The sequence below is a fragment of the Bradyrhizobium quebecense genome (assembly GCF_013373795.3).
Lineage (GTDB): Bacteria > Pseudomonadota > Alphaproteobacteria > Rhizobiales > Xanthobacteraceae > Bradyrhizobium > Bradyrhizobium quebecense.
This window is the reverse complement of the sequence record NZ_CP088022.1, coordinates 6,836,070-6,860,533: the sequence shown is the minus strand read 5'-3', so window position 1 is coordinate 6,860,533 and position 24,464 is coordinate 6,836,070. Positions and strand designations below refer to the sequence as shown.

General features: G+C 61.3%; 16 protein-coding genes. 3 read left to right on the top strand and 13 right to left on the bottom strand.

Translation table 11 applies throughout. The features are described from left to right. Window positions 1-115: 115 nt before the first annotated feature. From HU230_RS32925 to HU230_RS32890, 8 genes are all read right to left on the bottom strand, one after another. Window positions 116-4,099: a hypothetical protein gene (locus HU230_RS32925; RefSeq protein ID WP_176534595.1), complete on the bottom strand. Its 3,984-nt coding sequence runs from the start codon at window positions 4,097-4,099 to the stop codon at window positions 116-118. Between the two features lie 26 nt (window positions 4,100-4,125). Then, a complete protein-coding gene (gene istB, locus HU230_RS32920; RefSeq protein ID WP_166107168.1) occupies window positions 4,126-4,989 on the bottom strand; it encodes an IS21-like element helper ATPase IstB in 864 nt (287 codons plus the stop codon). Continuing rightward, a complete protein-coding gene (gene istA, locus HU230_RS32915; protein WP_166309211.1) occupies window positions 4,989-6,488 on the bottom strand; it encodes an IS21 family transposase in 1,500 nt (499 codons plus the stop codon). The genes istB (HU230_RS32920) and istA (HU230_RS32915) overlap by 1 nt, the downstream gene beginning before the upstream one ends. Before the next feature lie 696 nt (window positions 6,489-7,184). Next, on the bottom strand, window positions 7,185-10,031 hold the full coding sequence (locus HU230_RS32910; RefSeq protein WP_210284348.1) for a DEAD/DEAH box helicase: 2,847 nt from the start codon (window positions 10,029-10,031) through the stop codon (window positions 7,185-7,187). Further along, window positions 10,028-12,073: a phospholipase D-like domain-containing protein gene (locus HU230_RS32905; protein WP_176528455.1), complete on the bottom strand. Its 2,046-nt coding sequence runs from the start codon at window positions 12,071-12,073 to the stop codon at window positions 10,028-10,030. Before HU230_RS32905 ends, HU230_RS32910 begins: the two co-directional genes overlap by 4 nt. Then, complete coding sequence (locus HU230_RS32900) at window positions 12,070-13,386, bottom strand: hypothetical protein (protein WP_210284349.1); 1,317 nt, start codon at window positions 13,384-13,386, stop codon at window positions 12,070-12,072. Before HU230_RS32900 ends, HU230_RS32905 begins: the two co-directional genes overlap by 4 nt. 26 nt (window positions 13,387-13,412) lie before the next feature. Next, complete coding sequence (locus HU230_RS32895) at window positions 13,413-16,736, bottom strand: TM0106 family RecB-like putative nuclease (protein WP_176534597.1); 3,324 nt, start codon at window positions 16,734-16,736, stop codon at window positions 13,413-13,415. A 51-nt stretch (window positions 16,737-16,787) separates the two neighbouring features. Then, window positions 16,788-17,810 carry a helix-turn-helix transcriptional regulator gene (locus HU230_RS32890; RefSeq protein WP_176534598.1) on the bottom strand — a complete coding sequence of 341 codons (1,023 nt, stop codon included), beginning with the start codon at window positions 17,808-17,810 and terminating at the stop codon, window positions 16,788-16,790. A gap of 101 nt (window positions 17,811-17,911) precedes the next feature. On the opposite strand from HU230_RS32890, the gene HU230_RS32885 reads away from it, so the two are divergent. Genes HU230_RS32885 through HU230_RS32875 form a run of 3 tightly spaced genes read left to right on the top strand, consistent with a single transcriptional unit; the run spans window position 17,912 to window position 20,378 of the window. Then, window positions 17,912-18,661: an E2/UBC family protein gene (locus tag HU230_RS32885; protein ID WP_176534599.1), complete on the top strand. Its 750-nt coding sequence runs from the start codon at window positions 17,912-17,914 to the stop codon at window positions 18,659-18,661. Then, window positions 18,658-20,046 (top strand): ThiF family adenylyltransferase, encoded by a 1,389-nt coding sequence (locus HU230_RS32880; RefSeq protein WP_176534600.1) that lies wholly within the window; start codon window positions 18,658-18,660, stop codon window positions 20,044-20,046. The genes HU230_RS32885 and HU230_RS32880 overlap by 4 nt, the downstream gene beginning before the upstream one ends. Further along, entirely contained in the window at window positions 20,043-20,378 is a 336-nt protein-coding gene (locus HU230_RS32875) for a ubiquitination-like system serine protease family protein (protein WP_176534601.1), read from the top strand. Before HU230_RS32880 ends, HU230_RS32875 begins: the two co-directional genes overlap by 4 nt. 323 nt (window positions 20,379-20,701) lie before the next feature. On the opposite strand, the gene HU230_RS32870 is transcribed toward HU230_RS32875, so the two are convergent. The 5 genes from HU230_RS32870 to HU230_RS32850 form a co-directional block, all read right to left on the bottom strand. Continuing rightward, entirely contained in the window at window positions 20,702-20,944 is a 243-nt protein-coding gene (locus HU230_RS32870) for a hypothetical protein (protein ID WP_176534602.1), read from the bottom strand. 116 nt (window positions 20,945-21,060) lie between these two features. Then, window positions 21,061-21,396 carry a hypothetical protein gene (locus tag HU230_RS32865; protein WP_176534603.1) on the bottom strand — a complete coding sequence of 112 codons (336 nt, stop codon included), beginning with the start codon at window positions 21,394-21,396 and terminating at the stop codon, window positions 21,061-21,063. Between the two features lie 201 nt (window positions 21,397-21,597). After that, entirely contained in the window at window positions 21,598-22,341 is a 744-nt protein-coding gene (gene istB / locus HU230_RS32860) for an IS21-like element helper ATPase IstB (protein ID WP_176529054.1), read from the bottom strand. A gap of 13 nt (window positions 22,342-22,354) precedes the next feature. After that, a complete protein-coding gene (istA, locus tag HU230_RS32855; RefSeq protein WP_420840815.1) occupies window positions 22,355-23,893 on the bottom strand; it encodes an IS21 family transposase in 1,539 nt (512 codons plus the stop codon). Window positions 23,894-24,018: 125 nt separating this feature from the next. Then, entirely contained in the window at window positions 24,019-24,438 is a 420-nt protein-coding gene (locus tag HU230_RS32850; RefSeq protein ID WP_176534605.1) for a DNA ligase-like domain-containing protein, read from the bottom strand. Between the last annotated feature and the right edge of the window lie 26 nt (window positions 24,439-24,464).

The window sequence follows — 24,464 nt, the reverse complement described above, 5'->3', positions numbered from 1 at the left end:
CCACTAGGCACGAACATTGGTGGTTGCATCCAGATCGGCCTCAATCGGACCTTTGGTAAGAAAGGCCGTAGCGACAACAGGGCACCCAAGCATATCTGGGGAACGCCGCTGCCGTTTATAGGCAGCTCGCCGCTTTCGCCGGTTGCGTTGCCGGCAAATCGACGATCCGGTGCTTAAGTAGAGCCAGATCGGAGGCGTCCCGGGGCAAAGAGTTCACCAGCGCCGCCGTCAACGCTACGCGGTATGTGAAGCTGCGCGGCGGCATCGAAGGCGGTGAGGTCGGTTGCCAATCGCCATCGGGCAATTGGTCGCTTCTTCGTCCCTCCCAGATCCAATCGACGAACCGCTCGGCATTCGCGAGTTCGACGGCCGGTCGCCAGATCCATGCAACCTCGTAGTCGTCCTGCAATTGCAGAGGAAGCAATACTGCGAGGCAATACTCATCGCCGATCGCGCCGCATTTTGCGAACTCGAGATCCGACCAGTAGATGAGTCCCGGCATGCTACCAAGGCGTTTGACTTCGATGTGGATCGCTCGCCCGTCGAGCCGAATCACGAAGTCGCTTTCGCGGTTCAAAACGTCACGCTCGTTTCTGGCGATCGGACGCCCGGGAAACGCCGCGGTCAGCTTGGCGTAGAGCCAGTCTTCCGCGTGCCGTCCGGCTTCGGAAGCAGCTGCCGGATCCCCGCGTCCATCACCGCGTGACGTCCACGGTTGCGTTCCTAGGCGCTGCACATGCACAGCTGGCTGGCCGGTCGTCCCTATCTGGGCTCTCGTCCTCTCCCATCGGCCGGCCGTCGAGGAGATCGTCGGAGACGCTCCGGGCGCGATTGGGTTTCCGGGAGCGGGGTGTGATCGCGTTACGGCCGGCTGCGTCGTCGCCGGCATACCCGTCTCGCTCACTTTCGCTTCGTCGTGCGTCGAGATATCGCTCGACGCAAACTTTGAGCCAGCTCTTTCCTTCGACATCTCCGCATGAACGGCCTCGAGCTCTTGAGCAGGAACGCCCTGATCCCTGAGTCGCTCGATCACTTCCTCCTCATCCGCCGCCGAAAGAATGTTCTCGAATATCGCGGTATGTCTGGGATTGCCGATCACGTAATGGGCGAGGCCCAATCCGAGTGCGCGACAGTAGGCGCCGTCGCCCGCGATCATCAGCGTACTGTGCCGGTTGCGGAAAGCCCGCACTTCCGCGGCAGCGATTTCCCTTCCGTCTCCGGAAAGCATCGAGATGGATAGGCGGGACGTCGCTTCGATCCGTAGTTCCTCCTTCAGCAACGCTCGCTGGGACTCGGGGACCACGGCGCGCAAAGCACGTATCCTCGACAGATAGAGTGCACCGGAGACGGCTGTGCCTTCCTCGTCGATCCCGCCGGAAACCGGCGTCAGCGACACCGCGTCCGAAAGGCGACCGATGCCGAGAAGCTTGTCCGCTTCATCGGCTTGGTTCAGGAAAAGGATGAAGATGCGATAGCCGTGCGCCAAAAGTGCATGCCGTATATCCGGCGCCTCGAAGATCGCCTGGTCGAGCCATTTCGCTTCGTGCGCCCGGACGAACGCCAAATGCTCCTGATCCTCTCCTCCGGCGAAGCAGGGCACGCGCAGTCCGGGAAATGCGTAGATATCGTCGATGGCAGCGTTGAACAGCCGGCGATAGAGTGTCTTTGCAACCTCGAATAGGATCGACTTGTCCGCCGGCGCGTGTCGAGATGCGTCGGCCAGACGTTGCATCCAATCGATCCATGCGGATCCATCCTTCGGGAGGGAATCCTTGATGCCGATCGCCCTGAGGAAACGCAACAGTTCGTTCTTCCGCCTGGGCTCGACGTCGGGCAGGGCGATCTCGGGAAGAAGTCCCTCTATTCCTTTTCCCGCCAGGTAGGCATCGGCAGCTGCCACCGCTCCTTTCGGAAAAAGCAGGGACTTCCTGTGGGGAAGCCACTCGGCCGCTTCGAGTTGTTGACGCGAGAAGTTGGTCTTCAACGTCTGATACTTCTGCTTGGACGGCGCGATATATTTCGCGGGATATCTGAGCGTGGTCGCCAGCAGCGTTCTGCCCGCCTCGAGCAACGGAAGAAGCCTGTTCTCCGTGGCAAGACATTGCGGAAAGTGCTCGATCTGAAGATCGAATTCGCTCCTGTTGAACTCCGCAAGATGTCTGTCGACGTATTCGCGAGTGAGTTCGCCCCAATGGGCCGCGACGAGCTTCGGCTCCCAAGCCACGCCCGCGAAGCGCAAAAGGCCCTTCCAGGCGTCGAGGTCGGTCTGCCCCCGCAGCGGCTCCTGCCAACCGCGGAGCGGCCGCACTACCGCGCGATTCTCTACGTCTTTGAAGTAGGCTCTGAACGACTTGGGTGCTCCCCACGTTAGACCGGCGTAGCACTGCTCCGCCGCCCGCCAGCCCTTATCCGTCGGCAGGTGAAGTGCCCGCGACAGCCGACGCCGAAAGACATCTACCCCCTCAAGCTCGCGGTCTTGGACGATCGGAAGTCCTGAAACGTCCTCGAATTTCCGTTCGGGCGACCATTCGCGGTACCAGCGCAGAACGTGCCACCCGCTCTCGTCCCATTCCTGCGGGGTCATCTCTTCCATCGAGGGCAGAAGTGCCCTTTCGAGATATTCGCCCTTATGAACGAACCGCCTGACGACCCAATCCCAGGCCGCGTGCTTGCGCTTCGCCGCAGCGTCGGCGGAGAACTCCGTTTCAATGGCGGTCAAATGACGACGGGCTTCCGTCGAGAGCGCATCGGCCGGCACGGACTTCGGCCAATTCCGCGGTCGGGAGTAAAGCAGGATGCCGCCGGCGATCGATCGCGCCGATCCGGCTTCCGTCCACCAGCACGGCACCTGCTCCAGCCAACCGTAGTACGGGTTCCAACCGAGTATCGGCGCGCCTTCGTGCAGCAGCACGTCCACAGCGCTTTCGCACTCCGCCGGCGAGCCGTTCCTGCAGTAACGCATCGCACCGAAGAAGTCGTGTGCATCGATCGATTTGGCCTGTAACGCCTGCAGCACCGCGTTGCGATCGCTCACGGAAGGATGCAGAAGGCGGTAGTCCTTCAGTTCGGCCGCATCGTGCCGAAGAACCGTCCCGAACTTCCCGGTCCAGACCACCACGTCGCGCGGCCGCACTTTTTCGCCGCCTATGGTAGGAACGAAGCATGTCTCCTTGACCGCGTCCAATATCGCCGAAGCTAGACCGCGCGCCGCGCCGCTCGCGGCCTTGGGATCGACGGAGCCAAACACGTCGAGAACGACTTCCGCCGGGACCGCGGCGATGATCTTGGCGACGAGCTCGCGCATCCGTGGATAAACGAGCGCGTTCCGTTCGCTGATACGGAAATGCTTTCGGTTTTCTGTGACATCCAGAGACGCATGAACGATCGCCCTCGCACCGATCGTTTCGTCGGTTGGGAAAAAGACGTGCACCGGAGGCTTGTCGTCCTCCGCGAGGGCGCGGGGCTCGGCCGCCTTCGCCTCGCCTCGCGGCAGGCACACGGCCACGCTCAAGCGCTTGTCTTCGCCTTCGTGATTCCATTGATGGAACCATTTGGTCCAACGTTCGACGTTCGTCTTCGCGCCCAAGGCCCGCGTAGAAAGAGCGATCTCCTCCCTGCCCGAAGTGACGGATGACCGACTGACGCCGATCTTGCGGAGCCGTCCGGATACCTCGATCTGCAGCCGTTCGACATGCTGCAACAGAAGGAGAAACCTGTGGTCGAGACGTTGTACATCATCGCGCACCTTCGCGGCGATCTCGGCGTTTCGGAATGGAAGACGTATCGCCGTGGCGTACCCCTGCTGCAGCACTTCCGTGATCTCGAGAGTTTCGTCGGCAGCATGCGGAATCTCGAAAGTCGGAGCACGGACCTTTTTGCCTAGGCTTGATTGCAGCAGCGCCTCCGTGTCCGCCTTGCTGAAGTAGAAGGCGAACGGCCGAGAGAAGATTTCCGGCCGATCCGTTATTTCCAGGACCGAGATGAACCCCAACCCTTTCGTGCCAATCAGTTCGGCCGCTTCTGCGGAATCGTCGGCGAGCGCGTCGTCTGCGTTTTGAAGGAGTTCCCAAAGATATCGGCCCCTGTAATCGGCCGTCACGCCTCTTTCGTGCCGGAGATCGCGTGTCAATCGGCGTTCGACTGGGACCCCCTATCGGCATCCAAAAGGGACCCCTTTGATCGGCGTGCTCTGCTGGTAGCGCTCGGGTCGTCGGAGCTGGTCGGGGTTGCGGAGACGGCGCGAGCGCGGGTTGTTTGAACATCGTCGCGGCTTTTGAATCGCCAGCTGTCGTTGCCGGTCTCGACGATGTCGCAGTGATGGGTCAATCGGTCGAGTAGCGCGGTGGTCATTTTGGCATCACCGAACACACTGGGCCATTCGCCGAACGCAAGATTGGTGGTGACAATGATGGAGGTGCGCTCGTAGAGCCGGCTGATGAGATGGAACAGGAGCTGACCGCCGGATTGCGCGAACGGCAGATAGCCCAGCTCGTCGAGAACGATGAAGTCCATGCGGGTCAGATGCTCGGCGAGCCGTCCCTGCCGACCGTTGCGGGTCTCGGTCTCGAGCCGGTTGACGAGGTCGACTACGTTGTAGAAGCGTCCTCTGGCGCCATCGCGGATGCAACTTCTGGCGATGGCAATGGCCAGGTGGGTTTTGCCTGTACCGGTGCCGCCAACCAGCACGACGTTGCGTTGTTGGGCGATGAAGCCGCCGCCAGCGAGATCATTGACGAGAGTCTGATTGATCGGCGTGCCGTCGAACTGGAAGTCGGCGATGTCCTTGGCGAGCGGCAGCTTGGCAATGGTGAGCTGGTATTTGATCGACCTGGCTTGCTTCTCGTTGATCTCGGCGTTGAGCAGGTCGCCGACAATGCGTTGAGGCTCGTGCTGGCGCTTGACGGCAGTTGCCATGATCTCGTCGAAGGCAGCCTTCATGCCGTAGAGCTTAAGTTCGCCCATGAGGTCGAAGATTTGGGTTCGTTCCATCAGATGGTCCTCCGGAGGTTGTCGTAGCGGGCACAATCGGCGATCGGTGCATGACGGAGCGTCAGTGCGGCCGGCGTCATGATGTTGGCCGGTGGGGCGGGTTCACGTTGACGGGCCAGGATATTGAGAACGACATCGGCGGAATGGACGCTGTGACTGAGCGCTTCGGCACAAGCCGCTTCCACCGCGGACAGACCGTCAGTCAGCACCGCGGTGAGGATGTCGACCATCTGCCGATTGCCATCGTCGGTGCTGGCCAGCTTGCGCCGGATCCGCTCGATCGCGGCCGGCAGCACCCAGTCTTTGAAGGGAGCACCGTTGCGCAAGGCGCCGGGTTTGCGGGCGAGCACCGGCACATAATGCCAGGGGTCGTAGACGGTATCGCCGCGGCCAAAGGATCGCGGGTGCTCGGCAACGATACGTCCATCCTGACGGATCACGATGCGATCGGCATAGGCTTGAACCTCGACCGGTCGTCCGACTGCACTGGCTGCGACCGAGTACTTGTTGTTGTCGAAGCGCACCAGGCAGGTCTTCGAGACCGATGCTGTCACCGCATGGAAGCCGTCGAAGCGGCCGGCATAGGGAACGAGTTTGGGGCGTTCGGCTTCGAACACGTCCCAGATCGTCTGATCGACCAGCTCCGGATGGCGATGAGCCTTGGCGTAGGCGATGCACTTGTCGAGCAGCCAGGCGTTTAACTCGTCGAGGTTTTTGAACCGCAGCCGCGGCGTGAAGAAGCGCTCCCGGACCAGCCCGACCTGGTTCTCGACCTGCCCCTTCTCCCAGCCCGACGCTGGCGTACAGGCGACCGGATCGACCAGATAGTGGCTGCACATCTGCAGGAAGCGGCGATTGTAGAGACGGCCTTTACCGACAAAGATCGTCTCCACCGCGGTCTTCATGTTGTCGTAGATGCCGCGGGTGCAGGTGCCTTTGAACAGGGCGAATGCCCGGTCGTGGGCGTCGAACACCATCTCCTGCGTCTCCCGCGGATAGGCCCGCACGAACAGCATGCGACTGTGACAGAGCCGAACATGAGCAGCCTTCACCATCACCGTGGTGCCGCTCAGCAGGACCACCTCGTGGCTCCAGTCGAACTGGTAGGCTTCGCCTGGTGCAAAGCTCAGCGGCACATAAGCCGACGCTGTCGAGGTGCCGCGTTCCTTGGTCCACCGTCGGGCGTATCGACGAACCGCATCATAGCCGCCGGCATAACCCAGGCCGCGGAGTTCCTCGAATAGCCGGATCAGCGTCAGCCGTTCCCGCGCCGCCTTGCTCTCATTCCCTGCCAGCAACCGATCAAGCTCGGCACTCCAGGCACCCATCTTCGGGAGCGGCTGCGTCTCGCGCTCGTACCGGAACTCCGTCGCTTGAGAACGAATGACCTTGCGAACCACCTTCCGCGATACGCCAAGTTCTCGGCAGATCGCCTTGATCGGACGACCATCAACAAAGTAGGCGCGACGGATCTTACCAATCGTCTCCACCACCAGCATCCCAACCTCGGCTTCCATGACTCGATGGAAGCCACTGTGGACCCTTATCCCGGGGTCCCGATTGGATGCCGATCACCCCGAAACGGGGGTCCTTATTCCATGCCGAAACACAATCGCGCTTCGGACGGTTTGGGTCGGCCCGATACACGCCGATGGCGCTGTTTGCGATGGCTTGGAGCAGCTCTTTGTCGGGCGTATGGGGATAATCCTCAGGTTTCTCGTCTTCGCGTCCACTCTTCTCAGAGAGATCGGACGCGCAGAGCGCAAGAACACCGAGGCGAGAAACAGGTCGGCCGTCGTTCGCCACGATGAGGGCGTCGTCGGTAACTCGGATCAGGACTTCGCTGCGTTGTTTTGACATCGAGAGGTGACGCCTACATTTGTTGAGCGCCACCGGCGTCATTTGCGTCGGGGGTTGCGCTGATGTTTGCAGATATTAGCGGCTCGTTTCTCGGAATCCAGATCAAGGAGACGTAGTACCCCCTGGTTGCGTCACCGCCTTCGCGGCCGACCACCTGACTGGTCAGCCTCGTCACTCAGACGTCTCACCCGCTCCTGCCCAGGCTCGTTCGAACTTGGAAGTGCATAGTGATGGGCTTGGAAAGTCGAGCTAGCAAGCTATTGAAGTATTTATTAAAGTAGACCATCGCTCAACTACTGATCCGTCGCGATTTTCTATGCGTTAGCGCCTGACCTCTAGGTTGTCTGTCGCGCACCAATTGGCGACTCTTCATGTTTCCGGGCATCGCAGGCAGACTTGACCGATAAGTCGAACGCGAGCGCCCTCGCAGCGGCGACGGGCAGGGGAATCCGCTCCGCCGCCTTTTCGGTAAAGTGCTCATCGGTTCGATAGTCGGCGCCCATCAGTACTTGGAACCAGCGCTCCCGGTCCATGACGACACGAAATTGTTTCTCATCCTGTGTCCCACCCACATACGGAAGGAAAACCTCGATCGGTTTTCGGACCGTTTCGGCTATGGCGCCGATTCTATCGACACGGCCCGTTCGCTGCTCAAGGGTGCTTGGATTCCAGCTTAAATCATGATGGATCACATGCCGGCAGCTGAGGTGGAGATCGACGCCCTCGGCAAGCACGCTTGAGGCGACAAGGACCTCCGGAAAAAACGGGGTATTAAAAGCTAGCATCAGCCGTTGGCGCGTCTCTTGCTTCACCAGCCCGTTGGCGAGCCGGATGTTGGGCATCACGCTAATCCCTTTCATCTGGCTCAAATCATCGTCATTCTCGCGCAGGGTTTCCCCGCGAATCCCCGGCTGCATTCGGCTCAGGGCTTCGAGGTAATCCTTTCGCTCAGGATGCGAGCATCGCCTAGCGATGAATTTCAAGAACGAATCGATCTTCTCGCCCAGGGAGATGCCGGACAAGTCGCGCGTGCCGAACGCCTCCCGCAATGTGGATTCGCCTGAGCGCGCGTCGATGTCGAAGTGGCGGGCGACAAACAGCGGCGTTCGGACGAAGCGCCGAACGACATCCTGTATGTGATTTCGCTCCTCGCTACTCAATTCAACGTAAGGCGCGAGGCGCCGAGCCAATTCCTCGTGCAAGGGCTGACGCATGCCCCCATTCGTGTCGAAGCGTGCCCCAAAATCGGCAACGGCTTTTCGGACGGCTTCTTGCTCAAGCCCAAATCTTTGTGCAGCGTCGCTCCAAAGCTGTCGTTCCAGCGCCGCCGACAGGTGCCTTACGATGGCTCGCCCGGTCTCACGGTAATGACAGAAGACCACCACTTTCTCGCGGTGCCGCCAAAGATCGAGAACCCGCGCAATCAGCGGGGCAATCTTCGGATGCTGGGCATAAGCAGCTTCATCGGGAAGCGCCGTCGTCAGCTTCTCAACGTAACGGTTAACGAGCTGGCCGGGCAGCGCCGCCTTGAGTTCCTGTTCCTCGTCCTCGTGGGACGATCCGTTGCGTCGCGTCTCAAGGAAAGCTTCGTAACTCGACGCTAGCCCTTCCGCAAATGTCGCCCGTCCGGCCTTTATGCCTTCGCGCACAACCACAGCCTGGGCACGAGCGGCGAGTAAGAACGGAAGCAAAGCCTCGTCGCCCACAGGCAGACCGCCATCGCCTTCGAGCGACAAAGAAAGCGCCCGGCCGGAATGTCGCGAACGCCGCGGCACGTTGGTGCCCGGAAGCATTGGATCGCGCAGGTGGCGGACAACCCATTTGCGCAGCGGCGCCTCGGCTTCTTTCATCGCGGCCTGGGCCTGATGGAAGGATCGCATGACCATTTGAATGCGTTCCGGGCGATCCTTGGAATCAGCGGCGGCACTTTGCCACCAATCGTCGATAGACACCTCCCGGCCGCTTTTATCGACGAGATCGCCTTCACGGAGGGAAGCCCATCGCTTGTCGAGTTCGGCCGCGCGGTGTTGTGCGCAGTCCAGTGTCTTACCGAGCGCCTCCAGTTCCGCTTCAAACTGCTCCTTTGTGTAGTGGGGCATCGTTTTCCAGGCCACGCCGCGGAATCGGTCGATCACGTTTAGCAGTTCATGATGCCCGAGCTGAAATGGCGTGGCCGTCAAGAACATCATCCGCTCGAACGACCCCTCCAACGCGCCCGTGATGGTGCCGGCATCCTCCCGCGCTTCATCGGTCACAAAGAGGGACGCCAAGCGGGTCGCCGGATTTTTCAGATGATGGGCTTCGTCCATGATCAGAAGGGGAGAGCGAAACCGGGCTTTCGCGAGGGTCGATGGCCACATCGTTCGCAGCGCATCGTTAATCGCGCGGCGTGCGCGCTCCAGTCGCTCGTTGATGAAAGCCGACTCCCTGGCAGGCAATTCGCGCAAGCAGTCGCGCAATTCGGCGACATCGATGTCGCTCGAATCGAGCACTTTCTGAATCGCCTCGGGAATGGGCGTGTCATGGAGTTGAAGATCGGGGCGGGCCCGATAGTGTTCGTTGATGACGAGCCGCCATTCTCGATTGGGGATACGCAGCAGCTTGGCGAAGAGCTCCGGGTCATTGTAGGAGGACTTGGTTCGCAGCAAGTCGGCGGCAAACCTGGGCAACGCATTTCGCTTTTCGCCGAGATGTATGCCGCTGATCGCGCGCTTGATCAGTGCGAGACGTACCCACTGATCAATGTTCTGCACATGGAAAGCTCCATGCTTGAGAAAAATGATCTGCGGACGGTTCCTGGCTTCGCTATCGATGAGTCGGAAAAATTCGAGCGCTGACGCAACAGGTTTGGCGCGAAGCGCCTTGTCATCGGAGCGCTGGATCGCGCGATCGACGAATACCTTAAAATCGCGAGGCCATTTCTCGTGTAGTGAAGCGGGCACCATGATGACGACGGGCCGCTTCCCGCGGTCGGAGAGGGCCGCCTTCATCGCAACGCCAAGCGCGACAAATGTTTTACCCATGCCAACTTCATCGGCCAGCACGATGCCTGGCTGATTGCCGAGCCGGCGCAGAATCTCCGCGATCGTTCGCTGTTGCCGTAACGCATCCTCGCTGCTGACGCGATCGTTTCTGAGATCGAGACGCTCGCCGAGATCGCCGGTATCAACGGGCCAAGTCACGATAGCAGCTCCTCAAAAGAGGTCGCGACATAGGCGGCAAGACCGGACGGGGCGGGTGCCGCGTGGGCAAGCTCCTGCAATGACCGGGTGATCTCGCTGACTTCGAGGCCAATGGCATGCTTGTCGAGCGTGCCCAAAGGCCTCCACACGACGCTGCGCAGTGTGGCGGCGACCTCGGCGATCATGAACGCTGCACCTTCCGAATCTTCGGCCGAGAGCCGCTTGGCCAGGGCAACGGGTCCGATCGGCCCGCGCAGGCGCCAGCGAAGAGCGTCGAGGGAGCTCACCGGCTGTTGCATGCGTTCACGCATACCCTCCAGCGCCTGGGCAACGCGCCGCATGCGACGCAGCAGGAATTGGCTTGTGTCGACTCTTTTGTGCGGATCAACCTCGATAGCCGTTCCAGGCTGTTTCTGGCTTTCCCGGCGCTGAAGGATACGAAGAACAACCTCGTGCAGCGGGCGCGCGGACGTAAGAATCTCAATAAGTTCCGCGAGCGAAAGGCTTCCGAGCTCATCGGGTGGCGGCAGGGCCGACGTATCGGCAACATTCACGATCCATGGCGCGCTCCATTCGTGCTTCGCAGCGTCATGCCAGCGAACTTCGAGCGAGCTGGGAGGTCGCTTCGTGTCCCAGGGAAGAACGACGGCATGCGGACTTCCGCTGCTTGCCCAGCCCTGATTGTCTAGGAGTGATCCGTGCTCATTGGACAGGATCTCAAAGACCAGCGGCGCGTCGGTGCCGATCTCAAGTTCAAGGCGCGCGCCATGTTTGTCCAGGCAGAATAGCGCCAGGCCGAAAGCGGCCGGCAAGGGTGGAGCATCCAAGTTGTCGGCCGAGTCAGGTGATCCGCCGAGAAACTGGACACTCTCGATGTCCTCGAGTTCATTCTCGTGTGGCCACGACTGCGCGCAGAGCTTTCCGAAACGCGACGCGCGATCACGGATGATGTAGGCGAGGTTCAATTCGATATTGTGCCGGGGGTGGAGGCCAAGCCCCGCAGCCGTGAAATTGCTCGATCCAAGCATGTAGAGAGCGCGGTCGCCGCGCTCCAGCCAGACGGATTTCGCGTGAAGCGGCCGATCTTCCTGTTTTCTTTCGATCTCGATGCGCTGTTCGACGACTGCAAACGTATGCTGGAGTGATGGATGCGAAGATTTCTTGAGCGTTGCTGGTGCATCAATCTGCACCGTTCCGTCCGGCAGGGTCCGTCCGGGCCCGGCAAAGCTTAGCCAACGTTTACCGCGCACCGTGAGAAGGGCTGCAAAAGCTTCTGCTGTGGCGCCGGCACGGGTCTCCTCGTCGAAAAACGGGCTCAGCACCCATGCACGGTCCGGCCGTGGTCCAACCCACCGTGCGGCGAGTTGCTGAATGACCGTATCCCCGTCGGGGACGAGGGGTATCAACGCGCATTCGGCATCGTCACGATCCGCGGGCGGCAATGAGCGAGCCCGTCGATCCACGGATGATAAAAAGTCCGCTAGAGCGACTTGTGGTCCGCTGCCGGTACGATCGATGCCAGGGGCGTACCCTCGCACGCGATGGAGGAAGGCAATACACGCGCGCAGCAGTTCGGGTGCAGCATTGCTCTCGGGACCGAAATCGAGCGTGGCCATGACCTCTTGATTTCGGCGGTAAGCAGGTTCCGTCAGATTGGCGGACCCGATCAGAACCCGAATAAAATTCTCCCACACAAGCAGGGTGAGCTTAGCGTGCAATATGCCGCCGCCCGGCAATCGGACCGGCAACATATGCCAACGCAAGCTGCGGTTGGCGGCGGTATGCGTGGCATCGACAAGGACACAGGCGAAGCATTGAGCAAGCTTTTCTTCACGTTCGATGAGGTAGGCTTTCGCGGTTTCGTTGGGATTGCTTTGGATCGACAAGAACCGCGCCAGGCACTGCTCTTCAAAATGCTCGGCGTCGAACGTAAAGCTTGTTGCCACGCAGCCGAGCGGGCGACCAAAAGCTTCCTCGCGGGTCCAAAGGTCGAGCAGGCGCGCCCGCGGTTGCTCGGAAGCCGACGAACGCCGAGCGCTCATTGAAGGACTCCCAAGTCGGAGAGAAAACCGGAAAAAGTTGGAATGCGATATTCGTGAACATAGCCGCCCTTGCCGGAAGGCGGTTCGGGCAGGGTATAGCCGGCGCGCAAAACCACCCGCCCGTGCGGGCCACGCTCGAACCAAGCGCGTTTCCCATGTGGGGGCTTCTTGCTCTGAACTTGATCGTGATGATGGAGGATTGCATCAAAGAGGTCGGCGGTGGTTCGAACCTCGTCGAACCGGTCGACGGCTTGTGCAATGCCTTTCTCGTCGTGTTCCCATTCCAGCAGTGTTGGATGGGAGCGAACACGCGCGAGGCTGGGGGCCAAGAGTGCGAGCGCGGACTGGGCAGACTTTGTCGCAGAGAAAATCTGGGCGCCTACCGGCGCGCCACCGTTACTCGATGCGCAATAGCGCAAGCCATCGAACGCGTCGGTGATCACGCGCCCAAACATTTCATACGCATCGATCGCGGTGAGCAGTTGTTGAAGCTCGGCGGGAGCCTTGCGAGCAAGTTTTCGGAGAAAGGATGCTTCATGGTCCCGCCCGCTGACGCCACCTTGCCCAACCAGGGCGTCTTTGAGGTGCGCGATCATTTCGGCGTCGCCGGCACGTGATAAAATGCGCTCAGTCAGGATTGTTTTTTCGCGGCGGCCCGGTGCTGTCGGATCGAGGCGGCTCGCGAGCTCTCGCCAGAACTCCCCAGACTGGTATGTGGTGTGTCCCTTGTCCATGCCTTGAGCAACCGCACGCCGAAGCCGCTCACGAAAGGCGTGCCCGGCGCCCCCGGACCCGTCGAGGAAGCCGTCGAGCCCTTGATCCGTTGCCCATGCGGAAACTAGTTCATAGCCGCCGTCGTCGAGCGCGCCATCGTCAGTGATGATCCCGACTCGATAGGCAAGGCGCCGAAACACGCCGGTAAAGCCAAACGCATTCGGAGTTTTGAGATAGGCCGTCGCACAGACAGGCCGTTGGTCGCGGAGTGCCCGCCTAACTTTCTGGATGCCGGGAACGCCGGACCTCGCTGAGGGGGAGTTCTGCGAGCGCACGAACGCCTCGACGACAAACCATTCCCACACGAGCCATGGCGGCGTTATGCCGTCTGCGGCAACCGCATCGTCGTCCCAATCGTCCAATAGGCGGGCGCCGACCGCTATGGCCGTTACGAAGCGTGGATGGCCCATCCGTACGGTAACGGCTGGCAACAAGCGGTCGGCGAGACGTTCGTAGCTGGGCAGCAGTCCCAACGGATCGGTACTGCCTTCGGCTTCCTCGGAAGGATCAAACTCGGAACTGAACGGCGCTCTCAACATAACTTTCTACTCAAAAACAGGTGCGCTCACGGTCGGTTCAGCGCGATTGATTCGGCGTGAGCAAATAGATTCAGGCGGCGAAGGTCGTCGATCTTCGTCCACGCGCCTTCGAGCAGCTGGGCGCCATGAACGACAAGAGCCAAGCATTGCGCACGGCTTACGGCAACGTTGAAGCGGTTTGGATTGAACAGGAATTCGGTGCCGCGCGGCGCCTCGACACCTTTGGATGTCGTCATCGAGACGATCACGACCGCGGCTTCCTGCCCCTGAAACTTGTCCACCGTGCCCACGTGAGAGCCCGACGGCAAGAGCTGCTTTAGAAGGTTCACTTGCAAGTTATAGGGAGCGACGACCAGAATATCGTCGAGGGTGAGGGGCGACGCGCTGCCATCCCTAATGACCTCTTGCGCCAACAGCGCCTGCACGAGCTCGGCAATCGCCTCGGCCTCGGCGCGGCTTGACTGAGTGCAGCCATCATGCCCGACCGGGACAAAGGACAATCCAGCCGGCCGAAGCGCACCAGGAGCATCGGGCCGAAGGCGCAGGTATCGGGCCTCCGTCGATGGATGCGAGCCGAGGCGTCCATCATAAATCGCATTGGAAATAAATCGGCAGAGTGCCGGATGCAGGCGGCGGCTCTCGTTCAGAAGGATGCCGCGGTCCTCCGGCACTGTGGCGCGGTCCTCCAGAAGGTACTCAAGGCTTGAGAGGCCGGTCTCGCCCGGATGCACGCCCTGGACCGGCTGGGGAAGCTGCATTTGATCGCCCACCAGCACGATATTGGCCGCGGCGGCCCCCATCGCGACGAGATTGCCAAGCGACACCTGTCCGGCCTCGTCGATAAACAGATAGTCATACTCGTTGCGCTGATCGTCGCGGCAGAAATGAAACACAGTCCCACCGACGAGGCTGTGCTGCGGCATCACATCCTCCGATTTAACGACCGTCACGATGTTGGTGCTGTCGTATTCAGTCTCGGGTTTGCCGTCGTTGCCCTTCTTGGCGCCCTTAAAGCGGAATTGCGCCTCGGCGGCGCGCGCATCAACCTCGGCAAGCAGCTTGTTGATCGCCTTGTGCGAGTTCGAGGAAACACCGACGCGCTTGCCGGCCTTGAGCAGCGTGACGATCGCCAGCGCGGCCGTATAGGTCTTGCCCGTTCCGGGCGGTCCTTGGATGAAGAGATAGCTATGGTCGAGATCGGCGACGGCGCGGATCACAGCGTCGGTCAATGGCTCGTCCGGCTGGCGTATCGGCAATCCGGTCGTTCGGCCCTTCAAGCGCGGGGTGCTGCGCATCAGAATATCGAGCAGTGCCTGATCTTCCTGGCTCGCTCCACTGACGAAGCGATTGGCGAAGTCCAGAACGGCCTCCGGGACGCCTTGCAAATTGATCGGTGCCGGAACCAGGCTGAAACGGTCCGGCATGACTGGAGCCTTCGCGCCGCGTCGAAGCACGACACGGCCATCTTCCGCTGAAATCTCGATGATCGTGCCGGCACTGCCGATCGTTTCGGCAATGCGCGGCATGTCGCCAACTTTGAGCTTGGTGTCCTGCGGCGGAAAGACGAATGCCGTGTCAAATGACCGTTTGACCGGCACAGGCGCTTTCGAGGTGTCGCGTTGAAGGCCGCCGAGGCTTTCGGCGTCGTCAACCAGCTCATCTTCCGACCAGGCCTGCCGCTCGAAGAGAGCCCACCAGCCTGGCTTCTGCGAGCGCTGGTGGAACCACAACAGCTCGGCGATAAGGTCGCGCATGCGCGCGTCGCCATGGGGACAGGTCCGCACGGCCACCGCAAGAGCCTGCTTGCGGACCTCAAGCTGGGCGCGCTCGGCCGACTGCTCGCGTTTCTCGCCGGCAGTATCGTCGACAATCTCAAGATTGATGCCGGGCGGACGCAGCTTCTCAAGCCAGGCGTGCAGCTGTGCCGTCGAAACACAGTCGTCCTTGTTGTAGGCGGCAATCGAATCGAGGATGGCGTTGTCTTTGGTCAGGCACCAACGCTCGTATTCGACGATGCTGTCGGAAGCCGTGCGTACCTCGCCGCTACGCGCGCGCCAATAAAGAGCTTCGAGGTCCTTGATCGAATAGCTCTCGGTCGATGCGCGCATCGCCTGTACGACGGCCCGGTAGAGATCGACGAAACGGCGCTCGCGCAAGAGTTGATCGAGCTCCGCTTCCATCGTCGCGTAACGCATGGCAAGGCGCTTGAGGGCGGTCGTCTCGTAGGCGGCGTAATGATAGATGTGCGCGTTCGGATGGCGCCGCACCTGTTCGATGAGAAGGCGCATCAGCTTTTCAAACGCCACCTTCTCATCGGCGGGATTATGCGCCCAGATGGGCTGGAAGGCCGGCTCGTGCGAGCCGTTCAAGCGACCGTAGATGCCGAACAGGTATTCGAGCCCTTCGCCTGCCAGAGGATCGCCCTCCATATCGAAGTAGAGATCGCCGCCGTCGGGGACGGGAAGCATCGCAAAGCCGCGCCCGCGTGCGTAAGGTAGCAGTTCGAAGCCGTGCTGGCCGCTCGCGCGGGCCGCGCCCTGAAGGCGGGCTTGCGCCGACAGCTTCTCCAGCGTTTCTGTACCCATGCCATCGACTTTGGCGTTCGCCGGCAGAGCCGCCAACTGCGCGAGCGTGGTGACGCCGGCCGCCGCGAGTTTTGTGACCTGTGCCCCGCTGACGCCTGCCACGAAAAATGGACTGTCGGCTTCGCGCCATTCGGATTCGCAGCGCGCCTTGTAGTCGCATTGGGGGCAGGCGGCGCAGGGTCGCGGCTTGGTGGCGCGTTTCTCTTTGGCGACGAAGCGCTCGAAGCTGCGCATCAGCCGCCGGAGAATAAAGCGTGTGCGCCGCAGATCGAAGGGCACCGGTTCGCCGGCTGCGACGTGGATGACGCCGCCCTGCACGGGGATGCCGAACAGCTCTTCCAGCAATTCGGCATAGATCCCAAGTTGCAGGACATATTCCCCTTTGGCCGACCGCGCGAGCTTCGCGTCCTCGGGCTCGAAGGTGGTCGCGCCGTCATCTCCGTTTCGCACCAGGAAGTCGGGATAGCCGAGCCACGCATCCTTGATAAGCGCGCCCTGATATATCAACTTCGCACCGCGCGTGATGGCTTCTCGCGTCAGGCGAGTGCGGTCGGCGAGACTGGCATCCGAAGGGATGTGCTCGGCAGGACCGAAGCGCTCTTCGAGCCGCGCCAGCACGGCGGCCTCATGTTCGAAGCCCTTGTCGCGGATGAGTTGCAAGGTCGCGTCCGCGTCCTCGGCCGGCTTGATGCCGGCAAGCCAAAGCGCGGCCTGGTGTGGGCAGCCGAGATAATCATTGAGGCGTGAGGCGGAAAGCGAAGGCATGATGCGGGAAAATGGAAGTTGGGTGCGACAGAATTGGACGTAGCCGTCCGGCTAGGATGCTTTCTTCGGGTCAGCGACGTAGGCGAAACGCAGGGGTTCTTCGTGATGCGCCAGTGCGGCGCGCAATTCGGTGGTGATCTGCTGGCGCAGGGAAAGCGGCTCGACGATCTCGACCTTGTTGCCCCAGGTGAAGAGATGCCACGCCAGCTCCAGCATGCCACTGGCGCGGAAGCGCACGATGAGGCCGCCATCGGGGTGCGCATCGACGGTCTGGGTTGAATGAAACCGATGGTTTTTGAAATCCTCCAGGCCGCTCGGGAGGATATGCAAGACTACGTCTTCCTGTTCGCCCTCGAAATAGGCGAAAGCCGTGTTGGCGAACACCGCGAGGTTAAAGTCCGCCGGAGGCGACGCAGTCTCGTCCAGGCATTCGAGCTGTTCGATCCGGTCGAGCCGCCAGTGCTTCGGCTTGGCCGTGCCGGCATCGGCGCCGATCAGATAATTCATTCGGCCGAAGATGATGCCGTAAGGGGCGACGTCGCGCGAAGCCCCCGGCCTTGAGCCGCCATGATAGATGAAGCGCAACATTTTCATCTCCAGAAGCGCACGGCGAAGGATCATGAGAACGGCCGGGTCCTCCGTCGGCCGCGGTCCCGCCTGCATCGCGATGCGTTCGGCGCGCAGCAAAGCCTCAACATCCGTCTCGGTGGCGCGGCGGCGCCCGTGCCGCATGGCTGCGCGGATTTTCTTCTCAAGCCCGCCGAGCGACGTAGCGCGCGCGGTTGCTCCGGACTCGCTGAGCTCGGCAACAACGACGCCAAGATCGCTCAGCTCTTCGGTCGTCGGGTCCTGGAAGAAGCCGTCGAGCCCCCTCGGAATATGGAACCGCTTCTTCGGGTGATCCGGAACTTCTTCCATCTGTGGGAACACCGTGCGGATGGTGTCCCGCATGCGCTCAACAGTGCGTCGCTCGCATCCCGTCACCTCGCACATCTCGTCCAGCGTCAGACCCTCGGCGCTGCTAGCCAGGGCCCGTGCCAATTCCAGGATGTTTCGGGTTTTATCATAACGCATCGCGTGTACGTCCAAATCTGACGCAGCAAGGTAGCAAAGTACAGGCTCGCGGTCACATCGACCGGAAAACGACGTCAAAACAGATAGATACGGAGACTAGAATGAGCAACGAGAACGAATCCCCTCCGAACGGTGAGGGCGAAGAGCCTCATCGTCACCACGAGGGTGGCCAAGCCGGTCACCACCACCATGGCGCGCATGAGCATCATCATTCGCATCATGAGGTGTGGAAACTGAATGTTCAAGGCGTCATCATCGAGTCGCGGAAGCCCGAGATTGTCGTGCGGGAGGCGATCCAGCAAGCCGGCTTCAACCCCGATATGCCGTGGATCATCGTGCTCAAGGTGGCGGGCGAGCCGAAGCGGGAGGTGGCTCTCTCCTTTGTTATCGACCTGCGCCACAAGGGCATCGAGAAACTCCGCCTCACCCCGCGGCAGATCAACAACGGGGAGATTTGCGGGCAGCGCCGCATTGCTTTTGCGATGCTGCCGCAGGACGAGGCGCTTCTCGACCGCCTTGGCTTCGTATGGGAAACCGTGGTCGATGCTGGCCGCCGCTGGCTGATCATCCGCAACTATCCGCTTCCGCCGGGGTATCGGGTTGCGACGGCGACGATCGGCATCGAGGTGCCGGTCAGCTATCCGGGCGCCCAGCTCGATATGTTCTACTGCCATCCGCCGCTCGCGCTTTCCTCGGGCGCGGCAATCCCGCAGACGCAGCAGATCGAGACGGTCATCGGCTTGCCGTTTCAGCGGTGGTCGCGCCACCGCCAGTGGGACTCGGCGCGCGACACGCTGGCGACCCACCTCGCTCTCGTCGATGAATCTTTGCACCGCGAGGTAGGGCAATGAAGCGCGGTCATACCTTGGTGCTGACCGCGAAGCTGGCCGACGAACTTAGGGCCCATCTCTTTCCCGGTGATGGTCTCGAAGCGGCCGCGCTCTTGCTCTGCACAGTGACAGGCGCACGGCGCCAAAAATGGCTCGGTCGGGAAGTTATTTGCGTTCCTCACGCGCACTGCACGCGCCGGCCCGATTTCATCACCTGGCCAGGCGAATATGTGGAGGCGGCGATCGACCGAGCGTCGGCGCGCGGTGACGCGGTGATCGCTGTCCATGCGCATCCGGGTGGGCTCTTTTCGTTCTCTGGTACCGACAACGAAAGCGACCGCATGCTGATGCCTGCCATACGGGCCGGCACCGACTGCGCAGCGGGCTCGGCGATCATGATACCGAGCGGAGCGATGCGGGCGCGTCTCTATGATGACGACCGCGCCACACCGATCGACCTCGTTATGAAAGCCGGAGCTGACATCGAAACCTGGTGGCACACCGGGGCGACGGCCTCAGGCCCGTTGAAGCCGGCGATGGCTTTCACCGGCGAAATGCGGGCGTCGCTCAACCGTCTCAGCGTCTGCGTGATTGGCGTGTCAGGGACCGGATCGATTGTTGCCGAGCAGCTCGCCCGCCTCGGTGTCGGCGAAATTATTCTCATCGATTTCGACAAGATCGAGGAGCGTAACCTCAACCGCATCCTCAACGCGACGCACGCTGACATCGGCTCCCTCAAAGTCGAAATGTTTGCCGACGCCATCCGGCGCTACCGGTCCGATGTCGAGGTGGTCGGCGTGCCGCACTCCGTCGCAACGCGCGAAGCTGTCCTGGCAGCGAGCCAGGCCGATATTCTCTTTTCCTGCGTCGATTCCGCGGAAGGTCGCCATATCGCAGACCGGCTAACCGCCAGTTTCGCGATGCCGTTATTCGATGTCGGCGTTGCGATCCCGACCGAGACGTTGCCATGCGGTGGGCACCGCATCGCGGAGGTCTACGGTCGCGTTGACTATGTCTATCCCGGCGGCTCAAGCCTGATGGATCGCGGCGTCTACGATGCGGCGCTTCTCGAAACAGAGTATCTCGCGCGCTCGGCGCCCCACGCGCTCGCCAGGAAGATCGAGGACGGCTATCTACGCGGAATGGCGGAGGAAGCGCCGGGCGTCATCACTCTCAACATGCGCGCGGCATCGGCCTGCGTCGTCGAATTTATCGCGCGGCTGTTTCCATTCCGTGAGTCCTCAAACGAAAGGAGAGCGCGCACGATCTTTATGCTCGCTGAAGGGGACGAAGACGTGTTTGCCGAAAGCCAGTTCAAGTATGGGTGCCGCTTTCCGGTGGCCCAAGGCGCGGCCGAGCCGCTCCTTGGTCTGCCTGCACTCGCGGTGCAGCGGAGGGTCGCATGAAAAAGAAGCCGCTTTGGTGGCGTCGGCTCGTTGCCGCCCTCGCGCCTCGCCGCAAGCTCAAAATCGTCGATGGCGACATGCTCCCGGAAAAGCTGCCGTTGTGGACTCTTGTCATCGCCCGCGACGACGGCGAGGATTGGTCAGTCGGCATGCGGTGCCCCTGCGGCTGCGGCGAGCGTTTGGAAATGATGCTGCTGAGGGAGGTGAAGCCGCGGTGGGATGTTTCTGTCGATTCTCGTGGCCACATATCGTTGCATCCCTCCGTCTGGCAGCGCGAAGGGTGCAAGTCGCATTTTTGGGTACGATCGGGCAAGATCATTTGGTGCGACTGACAGCATCCGGCGCCCAGCCACGGAATGCGGACTTACTCACCAACCGACCCCAACCTTCCGTCGAACATTTTTGCCCATACCCCAGCCCATATTTGTGCGGAAATTGCAGGCGAATAGGTGCGACTGCGTGTGGTGCCGAGCGCACAGCTTACGCCTATGGCGCGCGCTTTTCTTGGATGCCGGCGACCACCGACGAATGAGGGCGATATAGCCTGTTTTGGACACTCTCTCCGCCAAGGATCTGCATGATGGAAGCGTCGCGAAGATGCCGATCGCCATGCCCGGAGTGCAGTTGTGGAAACCTGCGCCACTCCGAGGATACCTTAGGATGGTCGCTGCGCTGAGAAGAATGCTTTAAGTCGATCAAGCTCAGGCCCGGCGTCCTCAATTGCTCGTGCGATCTCAGTGAGGTCCTTGCGCGTGCAATCTCCCAGCGGTTTGCCGTTTGGCATCATCAAACTGAGCATATTCCCTTCTTTTGCGGCAATGTCGATCCGAGCCGTTAAAGCCAAGGCTTCAATAGCGGAAATCCTTAATTTCGTTTTGGTCTTTCGTTTTTCCGGCATGACTACTTTCTAGCTTGCTTGAGGCGATGATAAAACAGCATGGATCATAACGGCGAGGACGGCAAAGTCATCCCGTTGTATGTTATACAAGACTCGCGGACATTGGACTGAGCTGGTTATGTGACAGTTTTATCCGGACGCATGCGGACGAAGAAGGGGTGCCGGAATTGACCGTCTAGCGTGATCTCGAGGCAACTAACTTCGATCATTTGTCCGACCAGTCTACCAGCCTTCGCTTCGGCCCATAAGAGTTCGCGCTCGGTGTCCGAGAAGCCGCTGCCCACGCCACCCTTAGCTGTAGTGACGTAACCCAGCCGGCCGCTATGCTTGCCGCGGCCTTCGAAGAAGCCGGTGATCGTGACGTCGTGCGTTTCTTCTGGCTTGACCTTAATCCAGTGATTGCGTTGACGAAGGACCAAACCTTCGTGGCCGAGGTCGTTTGCGTATTCCACGGATGGTGATCAGCGATTGCAGGCGATCGTGATCACGGATTCCAGACGATGGTGATCACTTGCGGAGGCGAACACGACTGACGTGCTTAATGTGTGCTGGAAATGGTCTTCCTGGTCAAGACAGACGGGAGGGTTTGGAGATCGGTCCGGCGGTCCATGGGAGGGACCTGTGGGCCGGTGGGGCGATCGGGCGTGCGGTGGTCACGCGTTTGTCCTATCGTCGGCCCGCCGACGCAGGCTGTCGCCCTTGAGCTCGATGCGGTGTGCATTGTGAATGATGCGATCCAAGATGGCATCGCCAAGCGTGGGATCGGCAATCACGTCATGCCATTGCGACACGGGGAGCTGACTTGTGATCAACAATGATCCCTTGTCGTAGCGATCATCGACGATCTCGAGTAGATCACGACGCTGGTCGGCGGTGAGCGGTTCGGGTCCCCAGTCGTCAAGGATGAGTAGATTGACGCGCTCCAGCGCCGCGATCAGACGGGCGAGACGGCCTTCGCCACGCGCCTGGGCGAGATCGGCGAACAAGCGGGGCACGCGCTTGTAGAGGACGGAGAAACCATCGCGGCATGCTCTGTTGCCGAGCGCGCAAGCCAGCCAGGACTTACCGGTGCCGGTCGGGCCGACAATCACCAGATGGTTGTGATCGCGGATCCATTGGCCGGAGGCGAGGGTCTGGAAGAGCGAACGGTCGAGACCGCGCGCGGTGCGATAGTCGACGTTCTCGATGGTGGCGGCCTGGCGGAGCTTGGCATTGCTCAAGCGGCGCGTGAGGCGACGGTTGTCGCGGGCGGTCACCTCGCGATCGACGAGGAGGCCGAGCCAATCGGGGTGCGGCATCTCGGCGGCCTCGGGATTGTTCTGCAGTTCGATGACGGTATCGGCCATGGCAGTGAGGCCGAGTGCGCGCAGGCGTTCGACGGTCGGATGGATGAGCACGATGATCTCCTGATCAGTTGTAGTAACCGCGGCCGCGGATGTTGGCGTGGAAGAGGATGGGTGCGTCCTGGGTCGGAGGCGCGGTTTTGTCGGTGCCGTTCTTGAGGATGGCAGCGACCGATTTGTAGGAACGGGCATTGAGCAAAAGGGCACGGGCGCAGGCGGCGTCGACGCGCTCCTGGCCATAGCGTTTGACCAGCCCGAGAATGCCGATGGCCGAGCGGAAGCCCTGCTCCGGATGCGGCCGCGAGCGCAGGATGACGTCGATCAGGGTCTCGGCGTCGGGCCCCACCTTGGCGGCTTCGGAGCGGATGCGCTCGTGGGTCCAGTCGCGGTAGCGGCGATGCGAGCTTGGCATATGCTCGGGGATCGTCGTCGGACGATGCGGCAGGGTGCTGCGCAGATGCGAGGCGACACGCTTGCCGCGCAGGAAAATCTCGACGGTTTTGAGGGTGATCCGTGCCTCGACCTCCTGATGCACGAGGTGGTGAGGCACGCTGTAATAATGTTTGGCAATCTCGATATGATAGTCGAGATTGACCCGGCAGCGCTTCCACTCGGCATACTCGTAGGGCTCATCCGGCAAGGGGGTCAGCGCCGGGCGATCGAGCTCCTCGAACAGGTCGCGCCGGCTTCGTCCCCAGCTCCGGAGAGGTCGATCGTTCAGCTCGACAAGGAGTGCGTAAATTGCCTCGTTGAGGGCGGCGAGCGAGAAGAAGCGGCGGTTGCGCAGGCGCGCCAGAATCCATCGCCCGACGATCTGGACCCCGACTTCGACCTTGGCCTTGTCGCGCGGACGATACGGCCGCGCCGGCACAATGGCGGTGCGGTAATGGCGGGCGAGATCGGCATAGGTCCGGTTCACCATCGGCTCGTGAAAGCAGGCCCGGGTGATGCCGGCCTTCAGATTGTCGCTCACCGTCTGCCGGGCGGTGCCGCCGAAATAGGCAAAGGCGCGGACGTGCGAGCCGATCCAGTCCGGCAGGCTCTGGCTGAGGCTGGCCTCGGCGTAGGTGTAGTTCGAGGCACCGAGCACGGCGACGAAGATCTGCGCGCTGCGCACCTCGCCGGTGAGCCCGTCAACCACCTCCATGGTGTGGCCAGAATAGTCGACGAACAGCTTCTCGCCGGCGACATGAACCTGGCGCAGGGTCGGCTTGAGGCGGCTGGCCCACTCCCTGTAGCGTTCGCAGAACCACGAATAGCTGAAACTGTCGGAGTGGGAGCCGCAATACTCCTCCCACAACAACATCAGCGTGACGTTCCTCCGCCGCAGCTCGCGATGCACGAGCGCCCAATCCGGCTGCGGCCGCTCGTCGCTGGGCAAATCGGACGGTGGCGGAAACAGCCGGTTCTCGAGCCGGACATCGTCATCGAGCTCCGGCGGCAACGGCCAGGTCAGGCCGGCCCGGCGCGCTAGGTTGAGGTACTTGTTGACCGTGCCCTGGGCCAGGCCGAGGCTGCGGGCAACCGCGCGCTGCGACATGCCGACGCTGTAGTGCAGGCGTAAAACTTCGCGAATGTGGCGCATGGACAGTCTCTCTGTCGGCATCTCGATCCTCTGCTGTCGGGCAAAAGATCAAGCTACCTGGGTTGCAGACTGTCAGTGGTGTCCGGCTCGCTGTCCCCGATCATGATCCGCTGGAAATAGCGATCACGATCCTGTGGAATTGGTGATCACGATCCCCTGGAAACGGTGATCACGATCGTCTGGAACGCGCAGTCGTTGGCGCGTTGAAGCTGGGCGAGGATGTCGTCGGGGGTCGGATTGGTTAGCGTGCCCCAACGGAGGCGCGGATCGAGCGGTTCGAGGCCGTACATGTGCGTTGGTAGAATGGCGGGCGTGTTGCCGTTTACGAATTTGGTGCGCGTCGCTTTGATAGTGTCGCGAAACGTTCCGACGAAAACCTCGCAATCGCGGGGGCGGCCTTGCCGGCATGGTGGAAGGTTGTAGAGCGGTTTTTTGGCTCGGCTTAGCCAGCCTTGCTCGTCGTGCCAAATAGCACGGACGCCATCAATCTTGAGGCTCACTAACCAGTCGCCGGCTAGTTTGTTGCCATTCCAGGCGCGGGGTCTGTTGATCTCGGCGCTTTTCATGCGATCTCCGTTTTGCAATCTCGCCG